The following is a 25,372-nucleotide window of genomic DNA, read 5'->3' as shown; positions in this document are numbered from 1 at the left end:
GTCAGTACCAGCGTGCCAATCATGTTCCATGATAAACAGAAGCATTAGCAGCATGCCCATGTCCGCCTGAAACTTGAGGGTCGAGAACATCCAAGTCGCGACACCTGCAGCCAGCGTCAGAGCCGTGAAAACAATCGAGGTGCCCGTAGTTTTCAGTGACTCCAGAAAGGCTTCCTGGGGTTATGATCGGCGAGATACAGGCTGATCGGCGCGGCGCTGCAATCGCTGTTGATGAGCTCGCTGGCGGCACCGGCGCGCGCCGTGTTCATCACGTAGGGATCACGCGAAAGCTCAGCCCATTTTGGGTTGCCTTCGTTGGTCGCCATAATCTTGAAACGCATGGCGTCGTAAAGCGATTGCACTGACTCCACGCCCGGTACTTGACGCATGGTGCGTGCAAAGCGATTGGCCAGATCCGCTGCGGCGAACCGTGCGCATTGCTCTTGAGGGGTTTTGAAAATCACCACGTAAACATCAGTGCTGGTGGTGTAGTGATCCAGCAAATAGGCGTTGTCCAGGTTGTAGCGTGCCTCCGGGCGGAACTCTGGCGCGCCCTTGTCCAGATCGCCGATCTGCAACGACTGGCGCGCGTGGTAGCCAATTTATGCCTGCAACGGGTCGATTGCCGGCCCTTCGTGACAGACAGCAATCGGCCAAGAGCAGACATTCCCTTTCCCTCGAACCCCGTTAGCCTCCCGATTACCCAGACAAATGCCCCTCGAGAAACATGTCTCGTACATAGTCGGCTATCTTTACGACGATCCGCGTCATGCAGGCGCATGTGACAAAGAACCAGGGAGCAACAAGTATGTCTTGTGTAGGTCATGTCGAGAGTGTCTGCGCGCACATCGTCAGTAGCGAAACCCGTCCTGCAACAGACCTTCACCAGCTCATCGACCAGCGCATTGAAGAATTGACGGATCAAGTGATCGAATGGCGACATCATTTGCATGCTCACCCCGAGCTTTCCAATCGCGAGGTGAACACCGCGCGCTTTATTGCAGAGCACTTGCACTCACTCGGGCTGGATGAAGTAAGAACCAACATTGCAGGGTATGGCATCGTCGGGGTGTTGCGCGGGGGCAAGCCCGGTGATCAGGTGATCGCATTGCGCGCCGATATTGATGCGCTACCGGTCAAAGAATTGGTTGATATCGATTTCGCCTCTACCGTCGTGGACGACGACTATCCGGGTGGGCCATTTCCGGTTGCACATGCCTGTGGCCATGATTGCCATACCGCAATGCTGATGGGGGCTGCCGACGCATTGGTCAGTGTGAGGGAGCATTTGGCCGGCACGATACTGTTCGTGTTTCAGCCCGCCGAGGAAGGCCCGCCGCTGGGTGAAACCGGTGGCGCGGCAGCGATGGATGATGCCCAGGCATTGGCGAACCCGATGCCGACGATGGTGTTTGGCATGCACGTTGGGCCGCTGCCGAATGGCGTCGTCGCCTATCGGATCGGCAATCAGTATGCGGCGTCGGTGATCGTACGCATCGTCATCACCGGGCAACAGGTTCATGGCTCAACCCCTTGGATGGGCAAAGACCCCTTGCCGGTGGCTGCCGAGATCATCAGCGCCTCCGCGCAAATCTACTGGCAAGTGCCCGCCTACAACCCGGTGACCATCAGTTTTGGGCACATCGAAGATCAGGGCCGATTCAACATAATTGGCGAGACGGTCACACTGCTGGGCACGGTGCGTTGCTCCGTAGAGTCAGACATGGATGATATTTGCCAGCGCTTGCAACAACTGGCCTCGCACTTGGCTCAAGCCCAGGGATGCGTGGCCGAGACCGAATTTCTCCAGCACGTGCCGGCCGTTCATAACGAAGCGAAGTGGGTACATGCTGCGATTCCTACCTTAGAGTCGGTCGTAGGCCCGCAGAACTTGGTGCAGACAGCGCCTACCTTGGGCTACGACGACGTTTCAGTGTTCGTTAACCGGTATGGCGGGTTGTATGTCTTGCTCGGGGTGCAAGACGCCGAATTCAAAGACGGTGCCATTGTGCCAATACCGGACGGGCGCGGCATCAGCTACAACCACAACCCACATTTCTATGCCAATGACGACGCCTTGCAGACAGGCGTCAGGCTACATGCACACATCGCAATCGACCACCTGATGGGCAACCTGAGAACGGAGTGATCGATGCTGCTTTATCTTCAGGAGATGGTCGGCACGGCGGTCTTCGCCATCACCGGTGTGCTGGCTGTCAGGAAGGTCGATGTCGATATTTTCGGTGCCGTTGTACTGGGTGTGATCACGGCCATCGGCGGAGGAACCATTCGCGATCTACTGCTTGATGTGCCGATTTTCTGGATCGCCGATTTCAACTACGTTTGGGTCGCTCTGGCGGCTGCACTGGTGACCTTTTTCCTCGCTTCGCGGATGCAAAAACAGTCAGGCTTGCTGTTGTATCTCGATGGCTTGGCGGGAGCGTTGTTCGCCATCGTCGCCACCGAGAAGGTGCTGGGTTTGCATTACACCGAAGCTGTGGCGGTGACGATGGGGGTCCTTACCAGCATTGGGGGTGGCATCGTCCGTGATGCCCTGGCCGGCAGGGTCTCGCTGCTGATGTCACGGGAGATCTACGCCACGCCAATCTTGCTCGGCTGCATTCTCTATGTACTGGTGCGCGACACCATTCCCTCAATCTGGGTCAGCGGTTGGGTAACCCTGGTCTTCATCTGTAGCCTGAGGTTTCTCGCGATTTACAAGCACCTGCAAATGCCAGGTATTTTCTCAACTAAATAACTTAAAGTCGGGAGCATTACCGGCTGATTACTCCCTATCCGACTGACGGCAATGGGTCGACTGCGGCCTTTCGTGACAGGCAGCTCTCGGCCAGAAGGGGACCGATCAGAAAAATTGCCCTCATACCAACCCAGTGGCGCTGCCGGATGTGTTCCCGAGGAGGCTGCTGGCTTTGCTTGAATCGTTGGAGTTGGCGGCTGGGGGAATAGCGTCGCAGCCGCCAGATTGGCATTCTAGACGAATGATTGACCGGCAAAGCCCCGGGGCAAGCGTTGTCGCCCGGTCATGGCGGTGAGTCGCTCGGTCCACGCCGCCCGCCAGTCATTAGCGGTGTGGGTGATCTTGGCTTTGCGAGACGTGCGTCTTACCAAATTGCGTTGGTTTTTGCGTGCTTCCTTGAACGCGTCGGTGTTGCGGCAGCTTCTGCATTTCACGCGGGCCAGTTCAGTGGTCGAGGTGAGTTGGTTGCCATTGTGACCGCAGGCCAGATGCCCGCCTACTTTGAAGTGAGTAACCATCAGACGTCTCCTTAGTGACGTGTATCCGTTTGACCTCTGGCTACTCACGACGTTCGTCGAGCGGGTAGGACAGCGGGCAAAATAAGCCCGAGTCTCAACCGTTTTAGCTGTACGCGGGTTTCCCCCAACCAACCGAACAAATGCTCGTCATGAGGTCATAGCCGATAGACTTGCTCCTCGAGCGGCCCGAGCCAAGAACCACAAACATAACCTTCAGGGAGTCCGGGGGGATTAAGGTCGCAATTACCCATTCAGATCAATGGAAGACCAACAGGGTGCTCTGGAGCGAGCGGTGAATGCAGGACGGGGTTGGCGGCTACCTCCGAGATGGCGAAAACCGTTTCGTGATTTGACTGCCTATCTCAGGAACCCGGTCGCCGCTTTTCGTGTTTGGAATAAAAAGCCCCGCCTGAGCATTGCCCGGCGGGGCTTTCTATTGCCTGCTGCTGCCACCCTGCTGTCACGGCCAAACCGATCTATCAGGAAAAGTCTTAACAGGCCTGAATTATATGGTGTCCCAGGGCAGGTTCGAACTGCCAGCCTTCCCCTTAGGAGGGGGATGCTCTATCCAATTGAGCTACTGAGACACTGATCGCCGCCCTGCAAAAGCACTGCTGCAGAGGACGGCCTGCATGTTAACGGGCAGTCTCCCATTTGTCATGTCGTACCCATGCTTTTTAAGCGTAGGCATTTTCTCCAATTAATTCACCCTCATCGTGCAGATTGCATCCTCTCAAAAATCGCATTCTTGCAGATTGCAATGCCCGCCCCCCTCCCTCACCCCTTAACTACCTGATTTTACTCAATAAAAAGCCGTTAAATCATTGGCATGCCGTCTGCTTTAACTGCTTTCATACACAAGCGGAGGCCAGCCTCATGAACAGCACTTTAATAGTCGCCAATGCAATCGCCCTTGCGGTCGTACTGGGTGTTCATTTTGCGCCGGAGAATCCAAGTGTGGCCGCCAACCACCGAACGCCACACTACCTCCAGTTGCAAAGGGCTCCGCAGCTTGCAGTCATGACTGACGAAACACATGCCCTCAGGCAGCAAGCGAGCCAGGCGATGCCGATGGCCGCCGCACAATCAGCAGATCGCTTGATATTTTGAATCATTTCACCAGGAGCACAGCATGTCCAAATGGGCCACAGCATTTCTAGCCTTATCTCTACTGAGCGGCATGCTGCATGTTGCACTGATCAAAGACAGCCTCATCACCGCCCCCCTGATTGCCTGCGGGGTGTCTAGCCTGCTGTTTGTCCTGGCACTGATAGCGGGTCGCAAATTCAAGTTTGACCCTGTACTGCGCTAAACCTGTGACAGGGACAATATCGCGGCAAAGAAGGGGCTGAGTCACAGCCCCCACCTTGAAACGCAGCTTCACTCGCACCCCTCATGCAGCTCACCCTGCCATCCATCCCATATACGACATCCCCTCCCCAACCAGCCTAGTAAATCGGCCAATTGCCACTACGCTCTAATAGAAGGGTGTGGCAAATGATTCTCTGTAGCGCGCCCTATTGAATGGCGTTGGGCATAGCTCCTACGGATAGACGAAGCGATTCTGAATAAGGACCTGGGTAAACTTTCCAACCAGTCCGCATTTCTGGTCATTGGTGCTGGCAGAACGCCTTTATCCGGTTCAATATTTGTCACAGAATTGACGCCAACGAACTGGCAATCTTGAGGCATGATGCGAGCTTCTATCAATTCAGGTTGAACATTTGTCCAGAAGGCGTGTCCTATCAGACATCCTGCGGCCAATCCCGAGAACCGCTCCCCTGAACTAACCGGTTAAATATATGCGCCCATTGAAACAGGCAATTTATTCCAGCCGTACGGCTGACAAGTTCGTCGTACGTCTGCCAGACGGAATGCGTGAACGCATTGCCGAGGTGGCTCGCAATCATCATCGCAGCATGAACTCCGAAATCATTGCGCGCCTTGAGCAGAGCTTGATTCAGGAAGGTGCGCTGGGCGAAGAACTGAGCATGCGCCTGGACAGTCCGGAGCTGTCACTGCACGAACGCGAACTGTTGCAACGTTTCCGCCAACTTTCTCATCGCCAGCAGAACGCGCTGGTTTCACTGATCGCCCATGACGCCGAAATGGCTGCAGACGCGTCCTGATTCAGCCAAATGCCCCAAGCCAGCTTAATTGCTGGCTTTCTTTTAGCTGAATTGCGCGCATAAAAAAACCCGCTGGCTGGCGGGTTTTTTGTGCCTGGGGATCAGAGCAGGAAGATAGTTGCCAGCCCCAGGAAGATGAAGAACCCACCGCTGTCGGTCACAGCGGTGATCATTACACTGGCGCCCATGGCGGGATCTCGTCCCAGGCGAGCCAGCGTCATCGGGATCAGTACCCCCATCAACGCTGCCAGCAGCAGATTGAGCGTCATGGCGGCAGTCATCACCACCCCCAGCGACCAGCTGCCATAGAGCAGATAGGCCACGATACCAATCACGCCACCCCAAACCAGCCCGTTGATCAAGCCTACCGCCAACTCCTTGCGCATCAGTCGCGAGGTATTGCCGGTACTCACCTGATCCAGGGCCATGGCCCGAACTATCATGGTGATGGTCTGGTTACCCGAGTTACCACCAATACCCGCAACGATCGGCATCAAGGCCGCGAGTGCCACCAGTTTCTCGATCGAGCCTTCAAACAGGCCGATGACTCGCGAGGCAATGAACGCAGTGATCAGGTTCACGGCCAGCCAGGCCCAACGGTTGCGCAGAGACTTCCAGACGGAGGCGAAGATATCTTCCTCTTCACGCAGACCCGCCATGTTGAGTACTTCGTTTTCGCTCTCTTCACGAATCAGGTCGACCATCTCATCGATAGTCAGGCGACCGATCAGCTTGCCGTTCTTGTCGACCACAGGTGCGGAGATCAAGTCGTAACGCTCAAATGCCTGGGCGGCATCGTACGCATCTTCGTCCGGGTGGAAACTCACCGGATCGCTGGCCATGACTTCAGCCACCTGTTTATCCGGATCATTGACCAGCAGGCGCTTGATCGGCAGGACGCCCTTGAGCACTCCGTCGTAATCGACAACGAATAGTTTGTCGGTATGCCCAGGCAACTCTTTCAAGCGCCGCAGGTAGCGCAGGACCACTTCGAGGCTGACATCCTCACGGATTGTCACCATCTCGAAGTCCATCAGCGCACCGACTTGCTCCTCGTCATAGGACAGTGCGGAACGGACACGCTCGCGCTGCTGGCCATCGAGCGTTTCCATCAGCTCGTGAACAACGTCGCGCGGCAGTTCGGAGGCCAGGTCCGCCAGTTCGTCGGCGTCCATGTCCTTGGCTGCTGCCAGGAGCTCGTGATCGTCCATGTCGGCGATCAGGGTTTCGCGAACCGAATCGGATACTTCGAGCAGGATGTCGCCGTCGCGATCAGCCTTGACCAGCTGCCAGAGCGTCAGGCGGTCATCGAGCGGCAGTGCTTCAAGGATGTAGGCAACGTCGGCGGAGTGCAGGTCATCAAGCTTGCGTTGCAGCTCGACGAGGTTCTGCCGGTGAACCAGGTTCTCGACCCGTTCGTGGTGCGGGCCCTCCTGACGGTGAGTCAGATCTTCGACAACACGTTGACGCTGCAACAGCTCAACGACTTGAGCGAGGCGGTCTTGCAGGCTTTCTTGCGTTTTCTTTACTTCAACTTGAGACATAGGCGAGCTCCACTCCCAGCAGCGGGGCACGCCGGGAGGATCAATCAATCAATCTATGATTGGACAATCGGGATTCTAAATTGCTTTTTGAGTAACTACTGGGTAAGTCCATGAAGGTATTCCACAAGCCCCGGCGGGGCTGACGGGCGCAATGATACACCGCCCCGAAGTTTTAAACGTTAAAAAATCGCGGTTGGAAACAAGCGCTTGCAAGAGAAACCTGAGTGATGCCCTGATCCTTTGATCTGCGACGACTCATGGCGAAAAGAAAACACAATGCCCGGGAAAATGTAGCGACTACCCTCCTCTAGGACCGTCATGGAGGACGATTGATGCCATCTCACCGCTACTATTTTTTCCTGGTCGCCCTGCTCATCCTGCCGGACCCCGCTTCAGGCACGACTATTCACCGCTGCGAAGCCCCTGACGGCCATCTCACATTCACCACCTTGAGTTGTGCGCATGGTCACAGCCTGTCACTCCAGGAGGTACGCGCCTATCCGCCAGGCAGCGCGGTGGCGCTGATACCCGATAGGGAATTCGCGCAATTCCCCCTGCCACAGCCCCAGCTGACGGTCGTGGGGCAAGCCGAGGACAAATGTGGAAACCTGCTCAGCCCGCGGGAACGTCGGGAAGCCCTGATCAATCAGCGGATGGTTGCCGGCCTGAGCCAACAGGACGTCGAGAGCGCTTTAGGCAAGCCGGACTCGATCAGTATTCGGAATTCGAGCACGACCTGGCGTTACGCCCCCAAGCGTGGCCGCAGCGCATTGGTGCAATTCGACGAGAAAGGATGCATCGCGGAAAAAGGCAAATCCCGGACGGCAAAAAGCCCGCTTTAAAGGCGGGCTTTTTGGTGTTTGGTGCACTCGACAGGATTCGAACCTGTGACCGCTCGGTTCGTAGCCGAGTACTCTATCCAGCTGAGCTACGAGTGCATTTGTGTTTTTATACCAGATCACAACTGGTTGGAGCCAAGTTATTCGCATTGCTGCAAACAACTCTTAAATGGTGCACTCGACAGGATTCGAACCTGTGACCGCTCGGTTCGTAGCCGAGTACTCTATCCAGCTGAGCTACGAGTGCATTTGTTGCCGCGCATTATAGGCCGTCTAATCTCTATGTCAAACACTTTTTCTAGTAATTTCAACAACTTACCGAAGAAGCCAGATTACAACGTACTACGCAAATAATGGCGGAGAACGGGGGATTCGAACCCCCGACACCCTTTTGAGGTGTACTCCCTTAGCAGGGGAGCGCCTTCGGCCACTCGGCCAGCTCTCCGCAACACGGGGCGTATCTTAACCAACCTTTTCCCCGTTTGCAAACATAAAAAACGATAAAAATTAATGGCTTGGTTCTTCGTCCTTCTCTTTCTTTATACGCAGGTAAATTTCTTCACGGTGCACGGCAACCTCTTTCGGGGCGTTGACGCCGATACGCACTTGATTTCCTTTAACGCCGAGCACGGTCACGGTGATTTCGCCATCACCGATAATCAGGCTTTCTGCGCACCGACGAGTCAGAATCAGCATACCTTTCTCCTCACGCATTTCATTTCAGGGACTGCAGTCTGCAAAAAAAAGGCACTTGACCTGCAACCTGGAAGGTCGCAGCCCTACATGCCTGAGTATTGACCAGCGCGAGCAAAAGAACAGGCTCAGGTCGCGCCTTTCAGAAAAACAGCGGGCGCGGTCAGACCCCGCCCGCTGGCAAACGCATCACTCGCCTTGGCGAGCCGGTGCGTCCAGTTCGAAAGCCGTGTGCAGAGCGCGCACAGCCAGTTCCAGGTACTTCTCTTCGATCACTACAGAGACTTTGATCTCCGAAGTCGAGATCATCTGGATGTTGATGCTTTCTTTTGCCAGGGATTCGAACATGCGGCTGGCGACGCCAGCGTGCGAACGCATGCCGACGCCAACGATCGAGACCTTGGCGATCTTGATGTCGCCCACCACTTCACGGGCACCGATCTCGCGAGCGGTGTTTTCCAGCACGGTTTGTGCGGCCTGGAAGTCATTACGATGTACGGTGAAGGTGAAGTCGGTGGTGTTATCGTGCGCAACGTTCTGCACGATCATGTCGACTTCGATGTTGGCGGCACTGATCGGGCCGAGGATCTTGAATGCAACGCCCGGGGTGTCTGGCACGCCACGGATGGTCAGCTTGGCTTCATCGCGATTGAAAGCGATGCCGGAAATGATCGGCTGTTCCATGGTTTCCTCTTCATCAATAGTAATGAGGGTACCCGGACCCTCCTTGAAGCTGTGCAGTACGCGCAGCGGAACGTTGTACTTGCCGGCGAATTCCACCGCGCGGATTTGCAACACCTTGGAACCGAGGCTGGCCATTTCCAGCATCTCTTCAAAGGTGATCTTGTCCAGGCGCTGGGCCACGGACACCACACGCGGGTCGGTGGTGTAGACGCCGTCGACGTCGGTGTAGATCTGGCACTCGTCAGCCTTCAAGGCTGCCGCCAGCGCTACGCCGGTGGTGTCGGAACCGCCACGACCCAGGGTCGTGATGTTGCCGTGCTCGTCGACGCCCTGGAAACCGGCGACAACCACCACGCGACCGGCTTTCAGGTCACCACGAATCTTCTGGTCATCAATCTGCAAGATACGCGCTTTGTTGTGCGCGCTGTCCGTCAGAATGCGCACCTGGTTGCCGGTGTACGACACCGCCGGTACGCCGCGCTTGATCAGCGCCATGGCCAACAGTGCAATCGTCACCTGCTCGCCAGTGGAAACAATCACGTCCAGCTCACGGGGAACCGGTTGGTCGTCGCCACTGATTTGCTTGGCCAGATCGATCAGACGGTTGGTCTCGCCGCTCATTGCAGACAGCACAACCACCAGGTCATCGCCGGCATCGCGGAATTTCTTAACCTTGTCGGCGACCTGCTCGATTCTCTCGACAGTGCCGACCGAGGTGCCTCCAAATTTCTGTACGATCAAAGCCATTTCAAAGCCGCCTCTGCCCATGAAGGGCGCCCAAATAATCACTCAAACAGCGCGTCGGCCCGCCACTAGACTGCGGGCCGGCCACCCTGCCTTATAAACCCTGCTCTACAAACGGAACAGTCAGGGCTAATGCCGCATCCAGTGCGCCAGCGTCAATACCACCGCCTTGCGCCATGTCTGGACGCCCCCCGCCCTTCCCGCCCACTGCCGCAGCGGCTTGCTTCATCAAATCACCGGCTTTGAGTTGGCCAGTCAGGTCTTTGGTCACGCCTGCAACCAGAACGACCTTTTCCTCATGGACACTGCCGAGCAGGATCACTGCGCGACCGAGTTTGTTTTTCAGTTGATCGACCAGCGCCAGCAGCGCCTTGCCGTCCTGACCGTCCAGACGCACGGCCAAAACCTTCACGCCCTTGACGTCCAGTGCAGAGGCCGACAAATCGTCGCCCGCCGCGCTGGCAGCCTTGGCTTGCAACTGCTCGAGTTGCTTCTCCAGCAGACGGTTGCGCTCCAGCACAGCCGACAGCTTGTCGATCAGGTTATCGCGGCTGCCCTTGACCAGGTTGGCCGCTTCCTTGAGTTGTTCTTCTGCAGCGTTCAGGTACGCCAGTGCGGCAGCGCCCGTGACCGCTTCGATACGACGTACGCCGGAAGCCACACCGCCTTCGCTGATGATCTTCAGCAGCCCGATGTCGCCAGTACGGTTGGCGTGGATACCACCGCACAGCTCGACGGAGAATGCCCCGCCCATGCTCAGCACGCGCACGTTGTCGCCGTACTTCTCGCCGAACAGCGCCATGGCGCCTTTCTGCTTGGCGGTTTCGATATCGGTCTCTTCGGTTTCAACCGGGGAGTTCTTGCGGATCTCGGCGTTGACGATGTCTTCCAGTGCTTTCAGCTGTTCGGGCTTGATGGCCTCGAAGTGGCTGAAGTCGAAGCGCAGGCGCTGACTGTCGACCAGCGAACCCTTCTGCTGGACGTGCTCGCCCAGCACCTGGCGCAATGCAGCGTGCAGCAAGTGGGTGGCCGAGTGGTTCAGCGCAGTCGCGTGACGTACTTCGGCATCAACGTGAGTTTCCACCGGCGCGCCAATGGTCAGACTGCCCGAGGCCAGCACGCCGTGGTGCAGGAACGCGCCGCCGGTCTTGGTGGTGTCGCGCACATCAAAACGGGCGTTGCCCGCCTGAAGGAAACCGCAGTCGCCGATCTGGCCGCCGGATTCGGCGTAGAAAGGCGTCTGGTTGAGAACGATCACGCCTTCCTGGCCTTCACTCAAAACGTCGACCGACTGACCGTCTTTATAGATGGCGACGATTTTCGCCGAACCACTGGTGGCCATGTAGCCGGTGAACTCGGTGGCTACGTCGACCTTGACCAGCGTGTTGTAGTCCAGACCGAACGAGCTGGCGGAACGTGCACGAACGCGCTGGGCTTCCATTTCACGCTCGAAGCCGGCTTCGTCGACGGTCAGGCTGCGCTCCCGAGCGATGTCGGCGGTCAGGTCCATCGGGAAACCGTAGGTGTCGTAGAGTTTGAACACCACGTCGCCCGGCACCACAGTGCCTTTGAGTTCCAGCAGATCCTGCTCGAGAATCTTCAGGCCGTGCTCCAGGGTCTTGGAGAACTGCTCTTCTTCGGCCTTGAGCACGCGCTCGATGTTGCTCTGCTGCTGCTTGAGTTCCGGGAAGGCTTCGCCCATCTCGGCAACCAGCGCCGCGACGATCTTGTAGAAGAAGCTGCCGGTGGCGCCCAGCTTGTTGCCGTGACGGCAGGCGCGGCGAATGATCCGGCGCAGCACGTAGCCACGGCCTTCGTTGGACGGCAACACCCCGTCGGCGATCAGGAAACCGCAGGAACGAATGTGGTCCGAAACAACCTTCAGGGAAGACTGATCGCCATTTTCACAGCCGATAGCTGCGGCCGATGCGCTCAGCAGGTTCTTGAACAGGTCGATGTCATAGTTGGAGTTCACGTGCTGCATCACCGCACTGATCCGCTCCAGGCCCATGCCGGTATCCACCGACGGCGCTGGCAACGGATGCAACACGCCATCGGCGGTGCGGTTGAACTGCATGAACACGTTGTTCCAGATCTCGATGTAACGGTCGCCGTCTTCTTCCGGCGAACCTGGTGGGCCGCCCCAGATGTGGTCGCCGTGATCGTAGAAAATCTCGGTGCAAGGACCGCACGGACCGGTGTCGCCCATGGTCCAGAAGTTGTCAGACGCATAAGGCGCGCCCTTGTTGTCGCCGATGCGGATCATGCGCTCGACCGGCACGCCGATTTCCTGGGTCCAGATGTCATACGCTTCGTCGTCGGAGGCGTAGACGGTGACCCAAAGTTTTTCTTTCGGCAGCTGCAGGACACCGGTCAGGAAGGTCCAGGCAAAGGTAATCGCATCTTTCTTGAAATAATCGCCGAAGCTGAAGTTACCGAGCATTTCAAAAAACGTGTGGTGACGAGCGGTATAACCGACGTTTTCCAGGTCACTGTTCTTGCCACCGGCACGCACGCACTTCTGGCTGCTGGTCGCACGGGTGTACGCACGTTTTTCCTGGCCCAGGAAGCAGTCCTTGAACTGGTTCATCCCCGCGTTAGTGAACAGCAGGGTTGGGTCGTTGCCCGGAATCAAAGAGCTGGAAGCTACACGGGTGTGGCCTTGCTCTTCGAAGAAGCGAAGGAAGGCTTCACGGATTTCTGCGCTTTTCATTAGGTTCTTCCACGGAGGCTGCGGCCAAAGGCCTGTTCGAAACGTCAACAGACGAAGCGACGGCAAAGGGCCGCATTATATCGGCCCTGCGCGCGGGGTACAGCGTGTTTATACGATAGAAACGGTCAATTGGACGGCTAACGCGGTCAGTTGCGCGAAAACTCGACGAATGCCGCGATCACCTGTTCGATCTGGGCGCGGTCGACGTCCATGTGTGTGACCATTCGGAGCCGCCCGGCGGCACTGAGCCGGATGCCGCGCTCGGCGGCAAACGCCTTGATGGCCTCAGCGCGGTCGCCCATCTGCACGTAAACCATGTTGGTCTGCACGGGTTCGACTTCGTAACCGGCCTGGCTCAGCCCATCGGCGAGGAATTGCGCATTGGCGTGGTCGTCAGCCAGGCGCTGGACGTTGTTATCCAGGGCATACAGGCCGGCCGCCGCAAGAATCCCGGCCTGACGCATGCCGCCACCGACCATTTTGCGCAAGCGGCGCGCCTTGCCGATCAGCTCGACCGAACCACACAGCACTGAACCGATCGGCGCGCCCAGGCCCTTGGACAGGCACACTGACACCGAGTCGAAGTGCTGGGTGATCTCCCGGGCGTCCACGCCCAGCTTGACCGCCGCGTTGTACAGGCGCGCGCCGTCCAGATGCAGGGCCAGGCCGTGCTGGCTGGTGAGAACCCGCGCGCGAGCGAGGTATTCCAGGGGCAAGACTTTGCCTTGCATGGTGTTTTCCAGCGCCAGCAGACGGGTACGGGCGAAATGGAAGTCATCCGGCTTGATGGCCGCAGCAATCTGGGTCAGGTCCAGCGAACCATCGGCCTGGACTTCCAGGGGCTGCGGCTGGATCGATCCCAGGACTGCCGCCCCGCCCCCTTCGTATTTGTAGGTGTGGGCCTGCTGACCAACGATGTATTCATCGCCGCGCTCGCAGTGCGCCATGAGGCCCAGCAGGTTGCTCATGGTGCCGGTGGGGACAAAGAGTGCAGCGGCAAAACCCAGGCGTTGCGCCAGTTCGGCTTCCAGCCGATTGACCGTCGGATCTTCGCCATAGACGTCATCACCGGTGGCCGCGCTGGTCATCGCGTCGAGCATCCCGGTGGTCGGTTGGGTGACGGTGTCGCTGCGAAGATCGATAACGCTCATGACTCTGGCCTCGTTAAGCAGGGGAAAATCCCTTTCAGGTAGGAATTACTGCGGTCATGACGACGATTAATCAACCCTTGGCTGAGGAAAATTCGGCTGAGACTGGAAAAATGTGGTTCAGGGTGGTGTGGGCTCTGTGGGAGCAAAGCTTGCTCGCGATGCAGGCGACTCGGTTTCTGGTGGACCGCATCATCGTTCATCGCGGGCAAGCCTTGCTCCCACAGTCCCACAGGTCTCACAGATCCCAGAGGTCCCAGAGGTCCCACAGGTCCCACAGGTCCCACAGGTCCCACAGGTCCCACAGGTCCACTATTGATTGCAGATTTTGGTTATGCACACGCAGAAAATTTGTGTTAAAAACGCTGCGCCGCCAAACATTTTGGCGGGAAACGTTCTCAGGGCGGGGTGTAACTCCCCACCGGCGGTAATTGCGCGCAATGCGCATAGCCCGCGAGCGCTTGGTGACAGTCATGGCTTCGGCGGTGGCTGGCGGCAAGGTCAGCAGACCCGGTGTGATCCCGGGGCCGACGGTCATAGTCCGGATGAAGAGAGAACGGGATTGGCGCCAAAGGGCCGTCCGCCGGCATTCGTGCCAGCGCGCGTACCCTTAAATCCCATTCGATTCATATGCCCTGTTTCTCACACAAACAGGAGTCAGAACATGCAACCCACCGCAATCGACAGCAAAAGCAAAAACCATCACGGCGAGCGCGTTGCGTTCATCCAGGCCTGCTGGCACAAAGACATTGTCGACCAGAGCCGTAAAGGCTTCGTTGCAGAAATGATTGCCCAGGGTTATCCGGAATCGGACATCGACTTCTTCGAAGTTGGCGGCGCCTTTGAAATGCCCCTGCACGCCAAGTTGCTGGCCAAGACCGGTCGTTATGCCGGCATCGTCGCCGCAGCGCTGGTAGTGGACGGCGGGATCTACCGCCACGAGTTCGTCGCCCAGTCGGTAGTCAGTGGCCTGATGCAGGTGCAACTGGAAACTGAAGTGCCGGTGTTCTCGGTGTCCTTGACCCCGCACCACTTCCATGCCGGTGAAGAACTGCATCATAAGTTCTTCTTCGAGCATTTCGTGCATAAGGGCCAGGAAGCGGCGAAGACGTGTGCGGATACGCTGGCGAAAATTCGCAGCCTGCGTCGCACTGAGCCCCGTGCGGTAGCCGTTTAAGCGCTAAACCTGTGACAGGGGTGAATTACTTTAACTTCACCCAAATCCATTGTGGGAGCGGGCTTGCTCGCGAAAGCGGACAGACAGTCAGCAAATTCGTTGAATGTTAAACCGCTTTCGCGAGCAAGCCCGCTCCCACAAGGATTGTGTTATGCCTTAGGTCAGTGCTTAGGCCAGGTTTTCGTCGGTCGTCGGCACAATCAGGATGCCCGCGCGCAGGCCGTTCTTGACCTTAGGGTTGGGGAAGATGATCCGGGCGCCCTCCTCCTCGATGATCCAGCGGGTCTGGGCGATGTCTTCAGCCAGCAGGTAACCCACTTCCAACTCTGAAAAGTTCTCGATGTCCGCTGGCAGGTTCAAGCGGAAGTGATCGCTGTGCTTGATGATCTCCCGCGCCACGCTGAACAGCTGTAACCCGTCCAGTGATGCCTCGGTCAGCGGCGGCTCGTTGCCTTCGATGATCTGCTTGAGTCGGGTTTCCAGCCGATCGACATTGACCCCGTCGTTGTGCCCGAACGGTCGCGCCTTGCCCAACTCCAGGGTGAAAGCCTCAGCGTCCAGTTTGTCGTAAGTGTACGAGCTGAACACGATCGACGGCTTGTTCTGCAGCAGCACCGCTTCCATGCCAGCCGCGCGCAATCGCGCCAGCTCCTTGCGTGAATGCTGTCGACCGTCTTTCCAGGGATACAGGGCGAACTGCTCGATCTTCGAGCCGCGAATGGCCGTGTGCAGGTCGTAATGCAGACGCTCACGGTCCGGCAGGCTGAAGAAGCTCGCTGCCAGGCGCTCCAGTTCACAGGCGCGCAAGGCTTCGGAGCCGCTGCTTTGTTCGTGCCGGCCGTTGAACAACCGATTGACGTCCTGCTCGATGAAACGCTCGCCTTTGCGAATCGCTTCCGGGTTGCCGAACAGGAACAGAATGCGTGCGCGCGGCTTCAAATCACCGCGGGCGATGTCATGCAACAGGCGATCGAGCAACTCGATCGGCGCTGTCTCGTTACCGTGGATTCCCGCTGAAAGCAGCAAATCCAGGCCGTTGTCGCGAGCTTCGGGTGGCCGGACTTCCAGCGCACCCTCGCTCAACCAGCGCATCCGCACGCCTTCGACAGTCAGTTGAGTCTTCTCCGCCGGTTCGCGGCCGGCGAGGGTCAGTTCAAGCAGTTTGCCGAGGGCGAGCATAGAGCGACTTCCTTAATGGTCGTGATTGCAATCCGGGCCGTGAACGTGGTCCTCGTCGTCGCCGACGTCAGCCGGTTCCATTTCCAGTTGCAGACTTACCAGATTAGTCGCCAATGGGCGCAACAGCAGGTTGGCGTATTCGGCATCGCCTTCTTCGACGTCCACGCCGATCAGCAGCTGGCCGCGGCCGTCCTGCTGGATCCACAGCTCTTTGCCCTGCCACATGACCGCGACGCGGGTGCAGGAAGTTTCCAATTGCGTGCCGTCGGTGTCTTCAAGGATCAGCTGCAGGGTATCGCTCATGTCTGTTTACGCTCTCTAAGGAGATGAATCGGCGCACGCAGCGCCGACTTTCAATTGATCTGGAATGGATAAACCGCGCCCAGTTTAAGGATTTGCGTCAGTTCATCCAGTGCCGTCCGGCATTCAAGCAGCAATTGCGGGTCCGCAAGATCGGTCTCGGCCATGCGGTCGCGGTAGTGCTTGTCGACCCATTCGGTCAGCGAGCCGTACAACGGTGCAGTCATGATAACGCCTGGATTGACCGCCGCCAGCTCGGTTTGATTCAGCGCGACGCGCAACCTCAGGCAAGCAGGGCCACCGCCGTTCTGCATGCTTTGTTTCAGATCGAAGACTTTTACTTCGCGGATCAGCCCGCCGGAACTGGTCAGACCCTGCAGGTATTGCCACACCCGCTCATTGCCACGGCACTCTTCCGGCACGATCAACAGCATCGAGCCGTCCGCCTGCGTCAGCAACTGGCTGTTGAACAGGTAGGACCGAACCGCATCTTCCACGGTAACTGCGGAACGCGGTACGCAGATCGACTGAAAATTCCCACCGACTTTGGCGAGTTTTCCGTGCAGCTCGGCAAGCATCTGTTCGGTGTCGAGGAATGCGTCCTCGTGGTAGAACAACACTTCGCCGTTACCGACCGCGATTACATCATTGTGGAACACGCCCTGGTCGATCACCGACGGGTTCTGCTGGCCGTAAACCACGCCGTCAGCGCTCAACCCGTGCAGACGCGCAACCGCCTGGGACGCTTCGAGGGTCTGGCGGGCCGGGTACTTCTGCGGAGCCGGGTAACGGGTGTCGAAGGCACTGCGACCGAACACGAAAAACTCGACCCCGGACTCGCCATATTCGCGACAGAAACGCGTGTGGTTGGCCGCGCCTTCATCGCCAAATTGCGCCACTGCCGGCAATGCGGCGTGGTGCGCGAAGTGCTTCTGATCAGCGAACATCGCCCCCAGCACACGGCTGGTGGTCGGGTGTTCGATGCTGCGGTGGTACTTGCAGTTGAGGTTGGCGGCGGTGAAATGCACGCGACCATCGGCGGTGTCGGCGCTCGGGCTGACGGTAGCGGCGTTGGCCACCCACATGCTGGATGCGGAGCAGCTGGCGACCAGTAACGGCATGGCCTCCTTGGCAGCGCGCTCGATCACTTGCGCGTCGCTGCCGCTGAAGCCCAGGCGCCGCAGGGCTGCCACGTCAGGCCGCTCCTGGGGAGCCAGAACGCCTTGTTGAAAGCCCATTTCCATCAGCGCTTTCATTTTCGCCAGGCCTTGCAGCGCAGCTTCCTTCGGGTTCGAGGACTGCTGGCTGTTGCTCTGGGACGCGACGTTGCCGTAGGACAGGCCGCCGTAGTTATGGGTCGGCCCCACTAGACCGTCAAAATTGACTTCATAGGATTTCATCAGCGAGGCTCCACAGGGAATCTGTTGTTATAGGCTTCAGTAGCTATTCAATAAGACCGGGTTGCGGCCATCGCGAGCAGGCTCACTCCTACAGGGGTAGCGTCGTGCACAAACTTTGTGGACACCACCAAACCTGTAGGAGTGAGCCTGCTCGCGATCGGCATCACCCCATCTTCACGCCAGGCGTCAGTGCCGCTGGCATCACCAGACTCGGCGTTTCCAGCGACGCCACCGGGTACGCGCAGTAATCTGCCGCGTAGTAAGCGCTGGCACGATGGTTACCCGAGGCCCCCACTCCGCCAAACGGCGCACTGCTGGCCGCGCCAGTCAGCTGCTTGTTCCAGTTGACGATACCGGCACGGCTTTCCAGCCAGAACTGCTGGTAACGCGCTTCGGAGTCCGACAGCAAACCGGCAGCAAGGCCGTACTCGGTGTCGTTGGCTTCAGCGATCGCCGCTTCGAAATCAGCGTAGCGAATCACTTGCAGCAGCGGGCCAAACAGCTCTTCGTCAGGACGCTCGGCCACCGCCGTCACATCCAGAATGCCTGGCGTCAGCAAGGCTGCCTGGGCCTGTGGCTGAGTCATTTCCAGCAGCGCCACCGCGCCATTTGCCAGCAGATGCTCCTGTGCATCCATCAGGGATTTGGCGGCGCCCAGGGAAATCACCGAGCCCATGAACGGCGCTGGCTGCTGATCAAACGCGCCCACTTCGATGGTCGAACTGACCGCTACCAGTCGCGCCAGCAACGAATCGCCCCAGGCGCCCTGCGGTACCAGCAGGCGCCGGGCACAGGTGCAACGCTGACCGGCAGAAATGAACGCCGACTGAATGATGGTGTAGACCGCAGCATCCAGATCCGCCACTTGGTCAACCACCAGCGGATTGTTCCCGCCCATCTCCAGCGCGAGGATCTTGTCCGGACGACCGGCGAACTGCTGGTGCAGGTGATTGCCGGTCCGGCTGGAACCGGTGAAGAACAAACCATCGATGCCCGGGTTCGCCGCCAGGGCGATCCCGGTTTCGCGAGCGCCTTGCAGCAGGTTCAGCACACCCGCCGGCAGGCCGGCTTCGATCCAGCACTTGACCGTCAGCTCGGCGACTTTCGGCGTCAGCTCGCTCGGCTTGAACAGCACGCTGTTACCGGCCAGCAGCGCCGGCACGATGTGCCCATTGGGCAGGTGACCGGGAAAGTTGTAAGGCCCGAATACCGCGACCACGCCGTGTGGCTTGTGGCGCAGCACGGCGGTCGCGTCGCCCAGCGGGCCGCTCTTCTCACCGGTACGCTCGCGGTAGCTCTGCACCGAGATCGCAATTTTGTTGACCATGCTGGTGACTTCGGTCGCCGATTCCCACAGGGGTTTGCCGGTTTCCTCGCCGATGGTCCGGGCCAGCTCGTCAGCGTGACTTTTCAAAGCAGCGGCAAACGCCTCGAGCACGCTGATGCGCTCGTCCAGGGTGCGGCGGGCCCAGCCCGGGAACGCCTGACGTGCGGCTTGCACGGCGGATTCGACCTGGGCGGTGCTGGCACCTTCACCCGACCACAACACTTGCTGGGTCACCGGGTTCAGCGACTGGAACGCTTCGCCCTGGCCTGACAGCCACTCACCTGCGATGTATAGCGAATTCATTATTTCGACTCCCGGGCAGCGGACAACGGAACGGCGCGCACCTGATCGCCGGCGTTGAGTTGAAGGCGCTTGGCGGTCAGCGGATCGACCACCAGCGTACCGGCGGCGAAGCGTGCGGGAGCGGCAGTGATCCGGCAGTCTTCGCGCTTGCGGTTGTGAATCAGGAAAGGCGTGGCGTCGTCACCCGGGGTACCGATGGCCAACACCAGCGGCTGGCTGTCGCGCACTGCACGGATCTTCGCGGTCTCGCATTCCACTGCCGGGCCGGCGTCGAAAATGTCGACGTAGCCCTGGTAGCTGAAACCTTCGCTCTTGAGCATGGCCAGCGCCGGCTCGGTGTCCGGGTGCACCTGGCCGATGATGTTGCGCGCATCCGGCGACAGAAAGCAGGTATACAGCGGGAACTTGGGCATCAGTTCGGCGATAAACGCCTTGTTGCCGACACCGGTCAGGTAGTCCGCCTGGCTGAATTCCATCTTGAAGAAATGCCGGCCCAGGCTTTCCCAGAACGGCGAACGGCCGGCTTCGTCGGACATGCCGCGCATTTCGGCAATGATCTTGTTGCCGAACAGCTGCGGGAATTCGGCGATGAACAACATCCGCGCCTTGGCCAGCATGCGACCGTTCAGGCCGTTACGGTAATCGGCATGCAGGAACAGCGAGCACAGCTCGGAGTTGCCGGTCAGGTCGTTGGCCAGGAACAAGGTCGGGATCTCGCGATAGATGTTCAGCTCTTGCGAAGCGCTGACCGTCAGGCCGACCCGGAAGTTGTACCACGGCTCTCGCAAGCCGACCGCGCCGGCGATGGCGGAAATGCCCACCACGCGACCGTTGTCATCTTCGAGTACGAACAAATAGTCCGCATCGCCCCGCCCGGCTTCACCGCGAAAGGTCTTCTCGGCCCAGCCGACCCGATGGGCCAGCCGCTCTTCATTGGCCGGCAAGGTGGTCAGGCCGGTGCCAGTGCTGCGGGCCAGGTCGATCAGAGCGGGTAAATCGCTGCTGCGTACGGGACGAACGATCATGCTATCTCCTCAGTCGGGCCGCTTGCGCCACCCGCGAAACTTCGCTGCTATCTTGGCAATTCTTTCCAGGCGCGGCAGCAGTTGTTAAACCGCTACCAGGCGCACGCTGGCACCTTCACCGACGCCCAGCGCCTCGGCCGCTTCCAGATCCAGGGTCACCGGTTTGCCCGGCGCATAATCGAGATCGAGCAACACGGCGCGGTAATCCTGCAACTGGGCGTTGGCCACCAGGTACTGACGGCCGACACCTTTGGCCGGCTCGCCGATTTTCACCGGCACCACACGGCTCTGGGCGATCGAGCGGATGCCCGAGACGCGGGCATGCAGGGTCGGACCACCGTCGAAAATGTCGATGTAGTGATCGGTCTCGAAGCCTTCGCGCATCAGGATGTCGAACGTGATCTGCGCCCGCGGGTGCACCTGGCCCATCGCTTCCTGGGCGGAGTCCGGCAGCAACGGCACATAGATCGGGTAATGCGGCATCAACTCGGCGAGGAACGTCCGGCTTTTCAGCCCGCACAGACGCTCGGCTTCTGCGTAATTAAGGTCAAAGAAGTTGCGCCCGATGGCATCCCAGAACGGCGAGTCGCCATTTTCATCGCTGTAACCGACGATCTCGGTCACCACGGAATCGGCAAAACGCTCCGGATGGCTGGCCACGAACAGCAGGCGACCACGGGAATTGAGCTCGGCCCAAGGCGAACCCACCAACTCGCGCTGCACGTAGAAACTGGTCAGCAAGCTGTTGCCGGTCAGGTCGTGGCACTGCGAGAGCACGTGGATCTTGTTATGAATCTTCAGCTCGCGGGAAGCGTGCACGAAGGTTTCATTGCGAAAGCTGTAGAACGGTTCCGAGTAACCGGCCGAGGCGACAATGGCCGAGCAGCCCACCAGCTTGCCAGTGGTGCTGTCTTCAAGGACGAAGAAATAGCTTTCCTCGCCGTTGAAGCTGACTTCGGCGGCGAACGACGCTTCGCTCGCGGCAATCTTGTCGCTCAGGCGTTCAACGTCATCCGGCAGGGAAGTGACACCAATCGGGCTGTCCGCAGCCAGACGCTGTACCTCGCCCAGATCAGCCATTTGCGCGGGGCGCATCACCAGCATGGTGTCACTCCTTTCTCATACTCTTTGAGGAAAATAAGCCGGCCCCTTGTAGGAGCGAGCCTGCTCGCGATGGTGGATCAGCAACATTGATGTCGACTGACACACCATCGCGAGCAGGCTCACTCCTACAGAAAAGCGGGTGCGGCATAAAATTGGGGTCGACGCCTGAAGGGTCAGGCGTCGACGGGTCTATCAGGCTTGCGTCAACTTCGCCGCAGCGCGCTCGAAACGATCCAGGCCGGCATCGATATCGGCATCTTCAACCACCAGGCTCGGGGCGAAACGGATCACGTCCGGGCCCGCTTGCAGGATCATCAGGCCTTCGCGCTCAGCGGCGTTGAAGATGTCCTTGGCCTTGCCTTTCCAGGCGTCATTCAGCACGCAGCCGATCAACAGCCCCAGGCCACGCACCTGGGTGAACAGGCCGTACTTCTCACCGATCTGCTCAAGGCGCGCCTTGAACTTGTCGTGCTTGGCATTGACGCCAGCCAGCACTTCAGGGGTGTTGATCACATCGATTACTGCTTCCGCGACCGCACACGCCAGCGGGTTGCCGCCGTAGGTGGTGCCGTGGGTGCCGACGACCAGGTGCTTGGCCAGCGCTTCCGTCGTCAGCATCGCCGCGATCGGGAAACCGCCGCCCAGGCTCTTGGCGCTGGTCAGGATGTCCGGGGTCACGCCGTAATGCTGGTAGGCGAACAGCTTGCCGCTGCGGCCCATACCGGTTTGCACTTCGTCGAACACCAGCAGCGCATCGTGCTCGTTGCACAGTTCGCGGGCGCCTTGCAGGTAAGCCAGCTCGGCCGGCAGCACGCCGCCCTCGCCCTGAATCGGTTCCAGCACCACCGCGCAAGTCTTGTCGGTCACCACAGCTTTCAATGCAGCCAGGTCGTTGTAAGGCACGTGGGTGATGCCGGTGATCTTAGGACCGAAACCATCGGAGTACTTCGACTGGCCACCGACGTTGACGGTGAACAGGGTGCGACCGTGGAAGCTGTTCAGCGCAGCGATGATTTCGTACTTCTCGCTACCAAAACGATCGAACGCGACGCGACGGGCCAGCTTGAATGCGGCCTCGTTGGCTTCAGCGCCGGAGTTGCAGAAGAACACACGCTCGGCAAAGGTGGCATCGATCAGCTTGTGCGCCAGGCGCAGGGCCGGCTCGTTGGTGAACACGTTGGACACGTGCCACAGCTTGTTCGCCTGCTCTGTCAGTGCACCGACCAGCGCCGGATGCGCGTGGCCCAATACGTTAACGGCAATCCCGCCAGCAAAGTCGATCAACTCGCGGCCGGACTGGTCCCACACGCGGGAACCGGCGCCACGCACAGGAATGAATGCGGCAGGCGCATAGTTGGGAACCATAACCTGGTCAAAATCGGCGCGTTCTACCGCAGCGTGCTCAACGGACATCGGAGTCTCCTGAAGAGGAACACTCGCCTGGAACTGGCGAGCGATGGGGGGATTGTAGGGAGAGTTTTCACCTTGGCCTTGCCGCCAAGCGACAACTTCTTATAGCGCAAACCCCGGTTTCAGCCGGGTTTACGGCAATGCGACATATAGCTTCGCAAAGGCGCAGTTTAAACTGTCGAGAGTACTTTAAGGCAGTTCCGCGGAATGCCCCTGTAGGAGCTGCCGAAGGCTCGGGCCGCGATCGGACGATCTTTTGATCTTGAAAAAATAGAATCAAAAGATCGCAGCCTTCGGCAGCTCCTACAGCGCTGGAGCTAGCCGCGCTCGGAGGGTGCCGATGACAATTCGAACGGGCTGCTGCTGCGGCGCTGGTTGCGATCTTCCCGGGGCGTGGCACCAAAGAAATTGCGGTAGGCGCTGGAGAAATGCGGCCCCGAGGAGAAGCCACAGGACAGGCCGATCTGGATGATCGACTTGCTGGTCTGCATCAGCATCTGCCGGGCCTTGTTCAGGCGCAGTTCCAGGTAATACTGGCTTGGTACGCGATTGAGGTATTGCTTGAAGATGCGCTCCAGCTGCCGGCGCGATACGCACACGTGCTGGGCGATTTCGTCGGTGGTCAGCGGCTCTTCAATGTTGGCCTCCATCAGCAGCACCGCCTGGGTGAGCTTCGGATGGCTGGAACCCAGGCGATTCTGCAACGGAATGCGCTGGCGTTCGCCACCTTCACGAATGCGCTCGACCACCAGTTCCTCGGACACCGCGCCGGCCAGTTCTGCCCCGTGATCACGGGCCAGCACTGCCAGCAGCAGGTCGAGGACCGACAGCCCGCCACAGGCGGTCAGGCGATCGCGATCCCAATCGAACAGATGGCTGGTGGCGATGACTTTCGGGAAGCGCTCGGCGAAATCGTCCTGCCAGCGCCAGTGCACGGCGGCACGATAACCATCGAGCAGGCCCAACTGCGCCAGCGGGTAAACACCGGCCGACAGACCACCGATGACACAACCGGCGCGCACCAGTTGTTTCAGCGAACTGCTGAGTGCCGGCGCCAGGGTGGTCGGCGGCTCGTCGGCGAGCAGGAATAGTTTCTGGAAATTTTCCAGCTTGCCGGTCCAGGGTTCACCGGGCAATTGCCAGGCACCTTCGGCAGGCGGTTCGGCCTGCAGAAACGACAGCTCGTAGACAACGTCCGGATGCACACGCTGGGCGACACGCAAGGCCTCCTCAGCCAGCGCAAGCGTCAGTGCTTTAGTGCTGGGCCAAATCAGGAAACCAATTCGATGGGCAGTCATGGCGGGCAATCCGAAACGAAAACAGTGATGAAGGCATGGGCCAATGCTAGCCCGAAAGTGAACGCAAATCTTGAAACCGACACCGATCAACTGTGGGAGCCGGCCGGCTCGCGCCTACCCCCGCTACACCGATGATCTGTAGGAGCTGTAGGAGCTGTCGAGTGAAACGAGGCTGCGATCTTTTGATTCGAACAATCAAGATCAAAAGATCGCAGCCTCGTTTCACTCGGCAGCTCCTACAGGGATCGGGTCCGGCTTCAGGTTGCGAAGCATGCACCATCCAGGTGCACAACGGCAGCCTTGATTACTTCAGGCTACCCGAAAGGAATTGCTGCAAGCGCTCGGATTGTGGATTGACCAGCACCTCGCGCGGGTTACCGCTCTCTTCCACGATACCCTTGTGCAGGAACACCAACTGGTTCGACACTTCACGGGCGAAGCCCATTTCGTGGGTCACCACCACCATGGTCCGGCCTTCCAGCGCCAGGGCCTGCATGACTTTCAGCACGTCGCCCACCAGTTCCGGGTCGAGCGCCGAGGTCGGTTCGTCGAACAGCATCACTTCCGGTTCCATCGCCAACGCACGGGCAATCGCCACACGCTGTTGTTCGCCGCCGGACATGTGGCCCGGATACGCGTCTTTGCGATGCGCCACGCCCACCTTGTTCAGGTAGTGCTCGGCCTTCTCGCGGGCTTCTGCCTTGGACATGCCCAGCACATGCACCGGCGCTTCCATGATGTTTTCCAGCGCGGTCATGTGCGACCACAGGTTGAAATGCTGGAACACCATCGACAGGCGCGAACGCATGCGTTGCAGCTGCTTCGGATCGGCGGCCTTCATCGCGCCGTCCTTGTTCGCCACCAGCTTCAACTCTTCATTGTTGAGCAGAATGCGCCCAGCGTGCGGCTGCTCCAGCAGGTTGATGCAGCGCAGGAAAGTACTTTTGCCGGAGCCACTGGAGCCGATGATGCTGATCACATCGCCAGCCGCCGCTTTCAGGGACACACCCTTGAGCACTTCGTGACTGCCATAGCGTTTATGCAGGTCTTGGACTTCAAGTTTGTACATGCGGTCGGTT

24 protein-coding genes, 4 tRNA genes and 1 riboswitch (1 of these 29 only partly in view) are annotated in these 25,372 nt (G+C 58.9%); of the genes, 7 read left to right on the top strand and 21 right to left on the bottom strand.

Annotated elements, in window-relative coordinates:
- Together ACYZTK_RS22095 and ACYZTK_RS22090 are read right to left on the bottom strand one after the other, a co-directional pair.
- Window positions 1–90, bottom strand: the 5' end (the start) of a protein-coding gene (locus tag ACYZTK_RS22095; RefSeq protein ID WP_462011771.1) for a hypothetical protein. The gene continues 663 nt to the left of window position 1, outside the view; 90 of the gene's 753 nt are visible here — the first part of the coding sequence; the start codon lies at window positions 88–90; its stop codon lies beyond the left edge, outside the window.
- A gap of 62 nt (window positions 91–152) precedes the next feature.
- Complete coding sequence (locus ACYZTK_RS22090) at window positions 153–578, bottom strand: hypothetical protein (protein WP_462011770.1); 426 nt, start codon at window positions 576–578, stop codon at window positions 153–155.
- Between the two features lie 191 nt (window positions 579–769).
- Between ACYZTK_RS22090 and ACYZTK_RS22085 the strand changes: the two genes are divergently transcribed.
- Both ACYZTK_RS22085 and ACYZTK_RS22080 read left to right on the top strand, forming a co-directional pair.
- Window positions 770–2,149, top strand: coding sequence for a M20 metallopeptidase family protein (locus ACYZTK_RS22085; RefSeq protein ID WP_462011769.1), 1,380 nt, complete (start codon window positions 770–772; stop codon window positions 2,147–2,149).
- 3 nt (window positions 2,150–2,152) lie between these two features.
- On the top strand, window positions 2,153–2,758 hold the full coding sequence (locus tag ACYZTK_RS22080) for a trimeric intracellular cation channel family protein (RefSeq protein ID WP_462011768.1): 606 nt from the start codon (window positions 2,153–2,155) through the stop codon (window positions 2,756–2,758).
- Window positions 2,759–2,991: 233 nt separating this feature from the next.
- Here the strand turns inward: ACYZTK_RS22080 and ACYZTK_RS22075 are convergent, their stop codons facing one another.
- Together ACYZTK_RS22075 and ACYZTK_RS22070 are read right to left on the bottom strand one after the other, a co-directional pair.
- On the bottom strand, window positions 2,992–3,276 hold the full coding sequence (locus ACYZTK_RS22075) for a hypothetical protein (RefSeq protein WP_462011767.1): 285 nt from the start codon (window positions 3,274–3,276) through the stop codon (window positions 2,992–2,994).
- Between the two features lie 510 nt (window positions 3,277–3,786).
- Window positions 3,787–3,863, bottom strand: a tRNA-Arg gene (locus tag ACYZTK_RS22070).
- Window positions 3,864–4,152: 289 nt separating this feature from the next.
- Here ACYZTK_RS22070 and ACYZTK_RS22065 point away from each other — a divergent pair.
- The 3 genes from ACYZTK_RS22065 to ACYZTK_RS22055 all read left to right on the top strand — a co-directional run bounded on the left by ACYZTK_RS22065 (window position 4,153) and on the right by ACYZTK_RS22055 (window position 5,405).
- Window positions 4,153–4,386 (top strand): hypothetical protein, encoded by a 234-nt coding sequence (locus ACYZTK_RS22065; protein ID WP_462011766.1) that lies wholly within the window; start codon window positions 4,153–4,155, stop codon window positions 4,384–4,386.
- Window positions 4,387–4,408: 22 nt separating this feature from the next.
- The gene (locus ACYZTK_RS22060) at window positions 4,409–4,588 is read left to right on the top strand and encodes a PA3371 family protein (RefSeq protein WP_462011765.1); all 180 of its coding nucleotides are present in this window, start codon (window positions 4,409–4,411) and stop codon (window positions 4,586–4,588) included.
- Window positions 4,589–5,078: 490 nt separating this feature from the next.
- Window positions 5,079–5,405 (top strand): Arc family DNA-binding protein, encoded by a 327-nt coding sequence (locus tag ACYZTK_RS22055; RefSeq protein ID WP_003178899.1) that lies wholly within the window; start codon window positions 5,079–5,081, stop codon window positions 5,403–5,405.
- A gap of 101 nt (window positions 5,406–5,506) precedes the next feature.
- Here the strand turns inward: ACYZTK_RS22055 and mgtE are convergent, their stop codons facing one another.
- Window positions 5,507–6,949, bottom strand: coding sequence for a magnesium transporter (gene mgtE / locus ACYZTK_RS22050; protein ID WP_462011764.1), 1,443 nt, complete (start codon window positions 6,947–6,949; stop codon window positions 5,507–5,509).
- Window positions 6,950–7,281: 332 nt separating this feature from the next.
- Between mgtE and ACYZTK_RS22045 the strand changes: the two genes are divergently transcribed.
- A complete protein-coding gene (locus ACYZTK_RS22045; protein WP_462011763.1) occupies window positions 7,282–7,791 on the top strand; it encodes a cell envelope protein SmpA in 510 nt (169 codons plus the stop codon).
- Between the two features lie 19 nt (window positions 7,792–7,810).
- Here the strand turns inward: ACYZTK_RS22045 and ACYZTK_RS22040 are convergent.
- From ACYZTK_RS22040 to ltaE, 7 genes are all read right to left on the bottom strand, one after another.
- A tRNA-Arg gene (locus tag ACYZTK_RS22040) sits at window positions 7,811–7,887 on the bottom strand.
- Window positions 7,888–7,958: 71 nt separating this feature from the next.
- Window positions 7,959–8,035 (bottom strand) — tRNA-Arg (locus ACYZTK_RS22035).
- 107 nt (window positions 8,036–8,142) lie between these two features.
- Window positions 8,143–8,233, bottom strand: a tRNA-Ser gene (locus tag ACYZTK_RS22030).
- A 62-nt stretch (window positions 8,234–8,295) separates the two neighbouring features.
- Window positions 8,296–8,484 (bottom strand): carbon storage regulator CsrA, encoded by a 189-nt coding sequence (gene csrA / locus ACYZTK_RS22025; protein WP_002554426.1) that lies wholly within the window; start codon window positions 8,482–8,484, stop codon window positions 8,296–8,298.
- A gap of 186 nt (window positions 8,485–8,670) precedes the next feature.
- Complete coding sequence (locus tag ACYZTK_RS22020) at window positions 8,671–9,912, bottom strand: aspartate kinase (protein ID WP_262163684.1); 1,242 nt, start codon at window positions 9,910–9,912, stop codon at window positions 8,671–8,673.
- 91 nt (window positions 9,913–10,003) lie between these two features.
- Window positions 10,004–12,622, bottom strand: a complete 2,619-nt coding sequence (gene alaS / locus ACYZTK_RS22015) for an alanine--tRNA ligase (protein ID WP_462011762.1) — start codon at window positions 12,620–12,622, stop codon at window positions 10,004–10,006.
- A gap of 146 nt (window positions 12,623–12,768) precedes the next feature.
- Window positions 12,769–13,773, bottom strand: a complete 1,005-nt coding sequence (gene ltaE, locus ACYZTK_RS22010) for a low-specificity L-threonine aldolase (RefSeq protein WP_462011761.1) — start codon at window positions 13,771–13,773, stop codon at window positions 12,769–12,771.
- A 387-nt stretch (window positions 13,774–14,160) separates the two neighbouring features.
- Window positions 14,161–14,332: riboswitch (FMN riboswitch) on the top strand.
- A gap of 102 nt (window positions 14,333–14,434) precedes the next feature.
- Here ltaE and ACYZTK_RS22005 point away from each other — a divergent pair.
- On the top strand, window positions 14,435–14,947 hold the full coding sequence (locus tag ACYZTK_RS22005; protein ID WP_462011760.1) for a 6,7-dimethyl-8-ribityllumazine synthase: 513 nt from the start codon (window positions 14,435–14,437) through the stop codon (window positions 14,945–14,947).
- A 168-nt stretch (window positions 14,948–15,115) separates the two neighbouring features.
- Here ACYZTK_RS22005 and astE read toward each other — a convergent pair whose 3' ends face one another.
- From astE to ACYZTK_RS21960, 9 genes are all read right to left on the bottom strand, one after another.
- Complete coding sequence (gene astE, locus ACYZTK_RS22000; RefSeq protein WP_462011759.1) at window positions 15,116–16,126, bottom strand: succinylglutamate desuccinylase; 1,011 nt, start codon at window positions 16,124–16,126, stop codon at window positions 15,116–15,118.
- Window positions 16,127–16,138: 12 nt separating this feature from the next.
- On the bottom strand, window positions 16,139–16,429 hold the full coding sequence (locus ACYZTK_RS21995) for a hypothetical protein (RefSeq protein WP_007904718.1): 291 nt from the start codon (window positions 16,427–16,429) through the stop codon (window positions 16,139–16,141).
- Between the two features lie 50 nt (window positions 16,430–16,479).
- Window positions 16,480–17,826 carry an N-succinylarginine dihydrolase gene (gene astB, locus ACYZTK_RS21990; RefSeq protein ID WP_462011758.1) on the bottom strand — a complete coding sequence of 449 codons (1,347 nt, stop codon included), beginning with the start codon at window positions 17,824–17,826 and terminating at the stop codon, window positions 16,480–16,482.
- Between the two features lie 163 nt (window positions 17,827–17,989).
- The gene (astD, locus tag ACYZTK_RS21985; protein WP_462014949.1) at window positions 17,990–19,459 is read right to left on the bottom strand and encodes a succinylglutamate-semialdehyde dehydrogenase; all 1,470 of its coding nucleotides are present in this window, start codon (window positions 19,457–19,459) and stop codon (window positions 17,990–17,992) included.
- Window positions 19,456–20,481, bottom strand: a complete 1,026-nt coding sequence (astA, locus tag ACYZTK_RS21980; protein ID WP_462011757.1) for an arginine N-succinyltransferase — start codon at window positions 20,479–20,481, stop codon at window positions 19,456–19,458. Before astA ends, astD begins: the two co-directional genes overlap by 4 nt.
- Before the next feature lie 84 nt (window positions 20,482–20,565).
- Window positions 20,566–21,585 (bottom strand): arginine/ornithine succinyltransferase subunit alpha, encoded by a 1,020-nt coding sequence (gene aruF / locus ACYZTK_RS21975; RefSeq protein WP_462011756.1) that lies wholly within the window; start codon window positions 21,583–21,585, stop codon window positions 20,566–20,568.
- Window positions 21,586–21,777: 192 nt separating this feature from the next.
- Window positions 21,778–22,998: an aspartate aminotransferase family protein gene (locus ACYZTK_RS21970; RefSeq protein WP_462011755.1), complete on the bottom strand. Its 1,221-nt coding sequence runs from the start codon at window positions 22,996–22,998 to the stop codon at window positions 21,778–21,780.
- A 314-nt stretch (window positions 22,999–23,312) separates the two neighbouring features.
- Window positions 23,313–24,293, bottom strand: a complete 981-nt coding sequence (argR, locus tag ACYZTK_RS21965; RefSeq protein ID WP_462011754.1) for a transcriptional regulator ArgR — start codon at window positions 24,291–24,293, stop codon at window positions 23,313–23,315.
- Between the two features lie 304 nt (window positions 24,294–24,597).
- Window positions 24,598–25,362 carry an ABC transporter ATP-binding protein gene (locus ACYZTK_RS21960; RefSeq protein ID WP_045057453.1) on the bottom strand — a complete coding sequence of 255 codons (765 nt, stop codon included), beginning with the start codon at window positions 25,360–25,362 and terminating at the stop codon, window positions 24,598–24,600.
- Between the last annotated feature and the right edge of the window lie 10 nt (window positions 25,363–25,372).

Source organism: Pseudomonas sp. LB3P31 (assembly GCF_054897945.1).
This window is presented reverse-complemented; position numbering and strand designations above follow the sequence as displayed.

Coding starts and splice junctions, on each gene's coding strand:
- ACYZTK_RS22085 (WP_462011769.1), top strand. CDS start 770: ATGCAGGCGCATGTGACAAAGAACCAGGGAGCAACAAGTATGTCTTGT.
- ACYZTK_RS22080 (WP_462011768.1), top strand. CDS start 2,153: ATGCTGCTTTATCTTCAGGAGATGGTCGGCACGGCGGTCTTCGCCATC.
- ACYZTK_RS22075 (WP_462011767.1), bottom strand. CDS start 3,276: ATGGTTACTCACTTCAAAGTAGGCGGGCATCTGGCCTGCGGTCACAAT.
- ACYZTK_RS22065 (WP_462011766.1), top strand. CDS start 4,153: ATGAACAGCACTTTAATAGTCGCCAATGCAATCGCCCTTGCGGTCGTA.
- ACYZTK_RS22060 (WP_462011765.1), top strand. CDS start 4,409: ATGTCCAAATGGGCCACAGCATTTCTAGCCTTATCTCTACTGAGCGGC.
- ACYZTK_RS22055 (WP_003178899.1), top strand. CDS start 5,079: ATGCGCCCATTGAAACAGGCAATTTATTCCAGCCGTACGGCTGACAAG.
- mgtE (WP_462011764.1), bottom strand. CDS start 6,949: ATGTCTCAAGTTGAAGTAAAGAAAACGCAAGAAAGCCTGCAAGACCGC.
- ACYZTK_RS22045 (WP_462011763.1), top strand. CDS start 7,282: ATGCCATCTCACCGCTACTATTTTTTCCTGGTCGCCCTGCTCATCCTG.
- csrA (WP_002554426.1), bottom strand. CDS start 8,484: ATGCTGATTCTGACTCGTCGGTGCGCAGAAAGCCTGATTATCGGTGAT.
- ACYZTK_RS22020 (WP_262163684.1), bottom strand. CDS start 9,912: ATGGCTTTGATCGTACAGAAATTTGGAGGCACCTCGGTCGGCACTGTC.
- alaS (WP_462011762.1), bottom strand. CDS start 12,622: ATGAAAAGCGCAGAAATCCGTGAAGCCTTCCTTCGCTTCTTCGAAGAG.
- ltaE (WP_462011761.1), bottom strand. CDS start 13,773: ATGAGCGTTATCGATCTTCGCAGCGACACCGTCACCCAACCGACCACC.
- ACYZTK_RS22005 (WP_462011760.1), top strand. CDS start 14,435: ATGCAACCCACCGCAATCGACAGCAAAAGCAAAAACCATCACGGCGAG.
- astE (WP_462011759.1), bottom strand. CDS start 16,126: ATGCTCGCCCTCGGCAAACTGCTTGAACTGACCCTCGCCGGCCGCGAA.
- ACYZTK_RS21995 (WP_007904718.1), bottom strand. CDS start 16,429: ATGAGCGATACCCTGCAGCTGATCCTTGAAGACACCGACGGCACGCAA.
- astB (WP_462011758.1), bottom strand. CDS start 17,826: ATGAAATCCTATGAAGTCAATTTTGACGGTCTAGTGGGGCCGACCCAT.
- astA (WP_462011757.1), bottom strand. CDS start 20,481: ATGATCGTTCGTCCCGTACGCAGCAGCGATTTACCCGCTCTGATCGAC.
- aruF (WP_462011756.1), bottom strand. CDS start 21,585: ATGCTGGTGATGCGCCCCGCGCAAATGGCTGATCTGGGCGAGGTACAG.
- ACYZTK_RS21970 (WP_462011755.1), bottom strand. CDS start 22,998: ATGTCCGTTGAGCACGCTGCGGTAGAACGCGCCGATTTTGACCAGGTT.
- argR (WP_462011754.1), bottom strand. CDS start 24,293: ATGACTGCCCATCGAATTGGTTTCCTGATTTGGCCCAGCACTAAAGCA.
- ACYZTK_RS21960 (WP_045057453.1), bottom strand. CDS start 25,362: ATGTACAAACTTGAAGTCCAAGACCTGCATAAACGCTATGGCAGTCAC.